The 6,264-nt window shown below is 64.3% G+C and carries 5 protein-coding genes and 1 pseudogene; all 6 read right to left on the bottom strand.

Annotation, left to right across the window (positions count from 1 at the left end; all coding sequences use genetic code 11):
- On the bottom strand, positions 1-991 hold a 991-nt coding region (locus O9335_RS15670; RefSeq protein ID WP_298389797.1), incomplete at its 3' end, for an ABC transporter substrate-binding protein.
- Positions 992-1,017: 26 nt separating this feature from the next.
- Positions 1,018-2,871 (bottom strand): long-chain fatty acid--CoA ligase, encoded by a 1,854-nt coding sequence (locus O9335_RS15665; RefSeq protein ID WP_298389795.1) that lies wholly within the window; start codon positions 2,869-2,871, stop codon positions 1,018-1,020.
- On the bottom strand, positions 2,868-3,638 hold the full coding sequence (locus O9335_RS15660; RefSeq protein ID WP_298389785.1) for an ABC transporter ATP-binding protein: 771 nt from the start codon (positions 3,636-3,638) through the stop codon (positions 2,868-2,870). Before O9335_RS15660 ends, O9335_RS15665 begins: the two co-directional genes overlap by 4 nt.
- An 11-nt stretch (positions 3,639-3,649) precedes the next feature.
- Positions 3,650-4,411, bottom strand: a pseudogene (locus O9335_RS15655) (ABC transporter ATP-binding protein); the annotation flags it as partial.
- On the bottom strand, positions 4,408-5,484 hold the full coding sequence (locus tag O9335_RS15650; RefSeq protein WP_298389779.1) for a branched-chain amino acid ABC transporter permease: 1,077 nt from the start codon (positions 5,482-5,484) through the stop codon (positions 4,408-4,410). The gene O9335_RS15650 and the pseudogene O9335_RS15655, both read right to left, overlap by 4 nt.
- 13 nt (positions 5,485-5,497) lie before the next feature.
- Positions 5,498-6,264 (bottom strand): branched-chain amino acid ABC transporter permease (locus O9335_RS15645; protein WP_298389775.1); only part of this gene is annotated, 767 nt, incomplete at its 5' end.

Here is a 6,264-nt window from a genome sequence, read left to right as displayed (position 1 = left end):
TGGTCAAGTTCGGGCCGGCTTTGTCAGCGGCTCGAATGAACGCGTCCATGATGATGTAGCCGTATGCCGAGAACACGGTGGGGTCTTCGTTGAATTGGGTCTTGTACTTGTTGGCCCAGAAGCGAATGGGTTGACTGGCCTCGTCCAAGTAGGGGTGCTGAACGGTCATGGCGGCATAGAAGCCATCCATGGCACGCCCGCCCAATCGATGGATGAGGTCGGTGTAGGCGCCGCTGGTACCAAGGAAGGTGGGATTGAATCCTGTCTTGCGGCTTTCACCGATGGTGCCGATGGTTTCGCGGATCAGGGTGCCCATCACGACCATGTCGCATCCAGCGGCTTTGAGTTTGGCCACTTGCGACGAGAACTCCGTCGCACCGCGCTTGAAGCTGGTCCTTTCGGCGATCGAGACGCCCATGGCTTGGGTGGCAGCCTCTGCGCCTTTGACGATCTCTTGACCAAAGTCGTCGTCTTGGTAGTGGACGCAGATCTTTTGGCTCTTCTTTTCTTTGGCCAGGCGAGGCAGCATGACGCGCACTTGCTCGTAGTAGGGCACCGCAAAGGAGTACTTGAGCCGGTGGAAGGGCTCGTACATCTCGCGCGCAGCCGTCAGCGGCATGAAGTTGATGACGTTGCGTTCGAACTGGATGGGCATGGCCGCCATGTTGTGGGCGGTGCCGACGTGCCCGGCCATCAGGAAGATCTTGTCTTGGTTGACGAGCTTTTGGGCCGCCAGCACGGCTTTGCGGGGGTCGTAGCCCGAGTCTTCAACCTTGAGGGTCACGCGGCGACCGTGGACGCCGCCTTGCTCGTTGAGTTCACTGACTCGCAACTGCATGCCGTTGCGCGCTTGCTTGCCATAGCCGGCCAGCGGCCCTGACAAGTCCTGGATGGAGCCAATGACGATTTCGTTCTTGCTGACGCCCTGGGTTTGGGCCGTGGCGAAGCCGGCGCTGAACGCCAGGATGGTTGGAATGACAAGGTGCTTCATGAGGTCTCCTGGGGATGGTGACGCGCTCAGGGAGCGCGGTACATGGACTCGATCAAATCGGCGTACTTTTGCTGCACGAAGTGGCGCTTGAGTTTCATGGTGGGCGTCAGTTCCTCGTCCTCGGCGGTGAGTTGGGTGTCCAGGATGCGGAACTGCTTCACTTGCTCCACGCGAGCGAACTCACGGTTCACGCGCTCGAAGTCTTGCTGGATGAGGGCGTGAATCTGCGGAGCGCGTGCCAGGCTGGCGAAGCTCGAGAAGGGGATGTCGTTCTCTTGCGCATAGCGCTCGCAGTTTTCTTGGTCGATCATGACCAGCGCGGTCAAGTAGGGGCGACGGTCTCCGACAACGACGGCGTCGGTGATGTAGGGCGAGAACTTGAGTTGGTTCTCGATTTCGCTGGGCGTGATGTTCTTGCCCCCGGCGGTGATGATGATGTCTTTCATGCGATCGGTGATGCGATACCGCCCTCGCTCGTCCACCGTGCCCACGTCGCCGGTGTGGAACCAGCCCTCGGCATCGATGACTTCGGCCGTCTTCTCCGGCAGGTTCAAGTAGCCCCTGAACAGATGCGGCCCGCGCGTGAGGATCTCACCCGTTTGAGGGTCGATGCGCATCTCCACGCCGTAGGCCGCCGAACCGATGCTGCCGGGCAGCATGGCGTTGGGCTGCGTGAGCGTGCCGTAGGCCCCGGTTTCCGTCATGCCCCAGCCCTCCAGCATGGGCACCCCCAGGGCGAGGTACCACTGGATGAGGTCGGGCGAAATGGGGGCGGCTCCGCTGAGCACGGCCCGCGCGCGGTGGATGCCCAGCATGCGCTTGATGTTGCCCAGTACCAGCGCATCGGCCGCATAAAACTGGAGCTTGAGCAGCGCTGGCACGGCCTGGCCTGCCAGCACGCACTTCGCGACCCGCATGCCGACGCCAACCGCCCAGGAATAGGCCAGTTGCTGAAGGGGCGTGGCTTCGGCCACGGCGATGCGGATGCCGCTGTAGAACTTTTCCCAAACCCGTGGCACGGCAAACAAGATGTGCGGCGCCACTTCGCGCACGTTCTCGGCGAAGGTTTCGGGGCTTTCGACGAAGTTCAGCGTCGCGCCGGTGAGGACCGCGGAGTAAGCGCCAATCATGCGTTCGGCGATGTGGCACAGGGGCAGAAAGCAGATGCGCTCGTCGGAGTCGCTCTGGGGCAGGTTGGTGGCGGCCGCACGGACGCCATAGACCAAGCCGGCTTGGGTGTGCATCGCGCCCTTGGGCTTGCCGGTGGTGCCCGAGGTGTACACCAGGATGGCCAGGTCCTCGGGTTGCACGGCCCGGGCGCGCGCTTGCAGCGTGGCGCCGTGGGATTGGCCGCGCTCGCGCAAGGCCTTGAGCGTGATGACCTGGGGGTCGTCAAAGCGCTCCAGCCCCCGGTCGTCGAAGACCACGATCCAGCGCAATGCAGGCAAGCGATCGCGAACGTCGAGGACTTTGTCCAGTTGCTCGTCGTCCTCGACAAAGAGGATGGAGGTGCGCGAGTCTTCGCACAAGTAGTGCACCTGGGACGGCGAGTCGGTGGGATAGATGCCATTGGCGGTGCCGCCGGCGCTCTGGATGGCGAGGTCCGCCAACAGCCATTCGAGCCGTGTGTTGGCCAGGATGCCCACCACATCGTGAGGCTGCATGCCAAGCGCCACGAGCCCGCCACCGATGTCTTGCACCGCGGCGCCCACTTGGGCCCAGGTCCACGATTGCCAAATACCCAGTTGCTTCTCGCGCAAGAAGACACGGTCGCCGCGTTGGCCCATGCCTTGCCAAAACAAGGCCGGGATGGTGTCGCCTGGCAAATCGTGTTGGGTGGCGCCCGGCACGAACGGGGCCCAGAGAACGCTTCGGCTCATTGCCAACTCTTCTTGCGTTTCCAACGCCGCTCACCGCGGGCGCCGGCGTCCTGTTGCAGGCCGAGGTAGAACTCTTGGATGTCTGCGCGTTCGCGCAAGGCTTGGCAACTCCCTTCGACCACGATGCGGCCGTTTTCGAGGATGAAGCCGATGTCGGCCACTCCCAGGGCAAGGTGGGCGTTTTGCTCGACGATCAGCAGCGTCGTGCCCCGCTCGCGATTGATTCGCACGACGATGTCAAAAATTTCGTGCGTGAGCTTGGGGCTCAGGCCCAGGCTGGGTTCATCGAGCAGGATCATGCGCGGCGCAGCCATCAGGGCACGGGCGATGGCCAGCATCTGCTGTTGGCCGCCGCTGAGCAAACCGGCGTCTTGCTGCGCACGCTCGCGCAGGATGGGGAAGTAGGTCTGCACTTGCTCGAGGTCGTGGGCCACGCCGTCTCGGTCGCGTCGGGTGTAGGCGCCCATCAGCAGGTTGTCGCGAACGCTGAGCAGGGGGAAGACCTCCCGCCCCTCGGGCACCTGGACCAAGCCCTGACGAACGATGTCGGCGGGGTCGCCGCCGGTGATGTCCTGACCCGCGAAACGAACGCTGCCGCGCTTGGGGTCGACGATGCCACTGAGCGTCTTGAGCAGGGTGGTCTTGCCCGCACCGTTGGGCCCGAGCACGGTGGCGATGCGCCCCTCGGGCACGGCCAGGCTGACGCCACGAACCGCCTTGACGGGGCCGTAGGCGCTCTCCAGGTTGGCCACCTCGAGGACGCTCATGCGGTGGCTCCGGCGCCCAGGTAGGCTTCGATGACACGCGGGTCTTGCTGCACTTCAGCGGCTGTGCCCAGGGCGAGCACCTCGCCTTGGTTCATGGCCAGCACCCGGTCGCTGACCCGTGTCACCAGGCTCATGTCGTGCTCGACCATCAGCACGGTGACGCCAAGCAGGTTCTTGATGTCGTCGATCCAAAAGGCCAGATCGCGGGTTTCATCGACGTTCAGCCCGCTGCTGGGCTCGTCCAGCAACAGCAGCTTGGGCCCGATGCACAGCGCACGGGCCAACTCGACGATCTTGCGCACGCCATAGGGCAACCCGGCCACCAGGCTGTCGCGGTAGTGCTGAAGGCGAAGGAAGTCGATCACCTCCTCCACCTCCCGGCGCGCCTGGCGCTCTTGCTCGCGCACGCTGGGCAGGAACAGGGCCTCGCGCCAGAGCGAGCGGGGCAGGTGCACATGGCGACCGATGAGCAGGTTCTGCAGCACGCTGGCGTACTCGAACAACTCGATGTTCTGGAAGGTGCGAGCGATGCCCAGGCGGGCGATGGCGTGGGCCGGTTGGGCCGAGAGCACTTGGTCTTCAAACCGGATGTCGCCGCTGCTGGGGTCGTACAGGCGGCTGATGAGGTTGAAGACGGTGGTTTTGCCCGCGCCATTGGGGCCGATCAGGGTGAAGACCTCGCCACGGCGCACGTCGAACGACACCCGGTTCACGGCCTTGACCCCACCGAAATGGCGGCTGAGGTCGCGGACGGACAGCAGCACGTCGCTCATCGCAGGCGCTCCGACTTTTGGTAACTCTTTTGCCGCTTGAACAGGCCACGTCGGTAGAAGGGGAACAGTTGCAGCCACGTGCGCACCTTCAGCCATCGGCCATAGAGCCCGCGGGGCTCGAACAGCACGATGGCCACGAGCACCAACCCGTACACAAAGGGCTGCAGCCCCGGGGCTTGTCCGATGGCGGGGGGCAGATGGTCTTTCACCAGGGCGATGCCCTGCGGGGCGGTCACCAGGAACAAAGCGCCCAGGAAGGCGCCATGGACCGAGCCCAAGCCGCCGATGGTGACCAGCAGCAACAAATCGATGCTTTGCAAGATGCCGAATTGCTCGGGCGTCAGGTAAGTGACCTTGTGGGCATACAGGGCGCCGCCCACGCCCGTGAAAAAGGCGCTGATGGCGAAGGCCATGGTTTTGGTGCGGGCCAGGTGGATGCCCATGCACTGCGCCGACACCTCGGAGTCGCGCACGGCCACGAAGGAGCGGCCGGTGGGCGAGCGCAGCAGGTTGAGCACGATCAGCGTGCTCAACACAGCCACCGTCAGGCAGAGGAAGTAGAAGTCTCGGTCGCTCTCGATCGTCCAGCCCCAGGCCTGCGCCTTTTTGACCATCAGCCCGGTGTTGCCGCCGGTGAGCGGCTCCCAGCGCGCGATGACTTCTTCGACGATGAAGCCAAAGGCCAAGGTGGCGATGGCCAGGTAGATGCCCTTGACCCGCAGCGCTGGCAGGCCCACCACCACACCCACCGCCGCCGCCAGGGCACCCGAGGCTGGAATGCTGAGAAAGAAGGGCCAGCCGGCCGCCGTCAACAAGGCCTGGGCGTAAGCGCCCACGCCCAGGAAGGCTGCGTGTCCCATGGAAAACAAGCCGGTGTAGCCCGCCAACACCATCAAGCCCAGGCCAACGATGCCGTAAATGAGCACGAAGCTGAGCTGGTCCAGGGGGTAGGTGTCCAGCCACCAGGGCGCGCTGACGAGGACGACCATCAGCAGGCCATACCAAAAGGCTTGGCCGCTGTGCTCGATCAGGTTGATGTCCTGGTCGTACGACGTCTTGAACAAGAAACGCATGGCGGCCGCGCCCTCAGACTTTCTTGCTCAGCCGCTCGCCGAACAGGCCATGGGGTCGCACCATCAGCATGACCAGCACCAGCACGTAAGCGCTGACATCCTTCACGCCATCGGGCAGGTAGAAGCCCGCCAAGGCCTCGACCACGCCGATGATGACCCCGCCCACCAGGGCGCCCGGAAGACTACCGAAGCCGCCGATGACGGCTGCCGGAAAGGCCTTGAGCCCGATGAGACCCATGTTGGCGTGCACGAAGGTGATGGGCGCCAGCAGCACCGCGGCCACCGCTGCGACCCCCGCGGCCAAGGCCCACACGTAACCATTCAGGCGACGCACCGGGATGCCCATGTAGTAAGCCGCCAATTGGTTTTGCGAGACGGCCTGCATGGCCACGCCCACCCGCGTGTAACGAAACAAGGCATACAGGCCGACGCACAGCAGCAACGTGGCCCCGATCACAACCAGTTGCTCCACACCCACCACGACGCCCCCCCCGAGCGCAACCGGACCGGTGTAGGGCAGGTTCAGGGCGTGCGTGTCGGTGCCCACGTTGGGCAGCATGGTGATGGCCCCCCGCGCGATGTAACCCAGGCCCAAGGTGAGCATGACGATGGCGAATGCCGGTTGCCCCAACACCGGCTGGATGACGGCGCGCTCCAGGGCCCAGCCCAGCAGGCCCATGCCAGCGATGGCCAGCGGCAAGGCCACGGCGAGCGGCAGGCCCCACACGTTCAGCAGCATGAGCGCCGCAAAGCCACCCACCATCATCAAATCGCCTTGGG

Source organism: Inhella sp. (assembly GCF_027532025.1).
Taxonomy (GTDB): domain Bacteria; phylum Pseudomonadota; class Gammaproteobacteria; order Burkholderiales; family Burkholderiaceae_C; genus Inhella.
The sequence above is the reverse complement of the archived record's forward strand: the minus strand, read 5'-3'. Positions and strand labels throughout refer to the sequence as shown.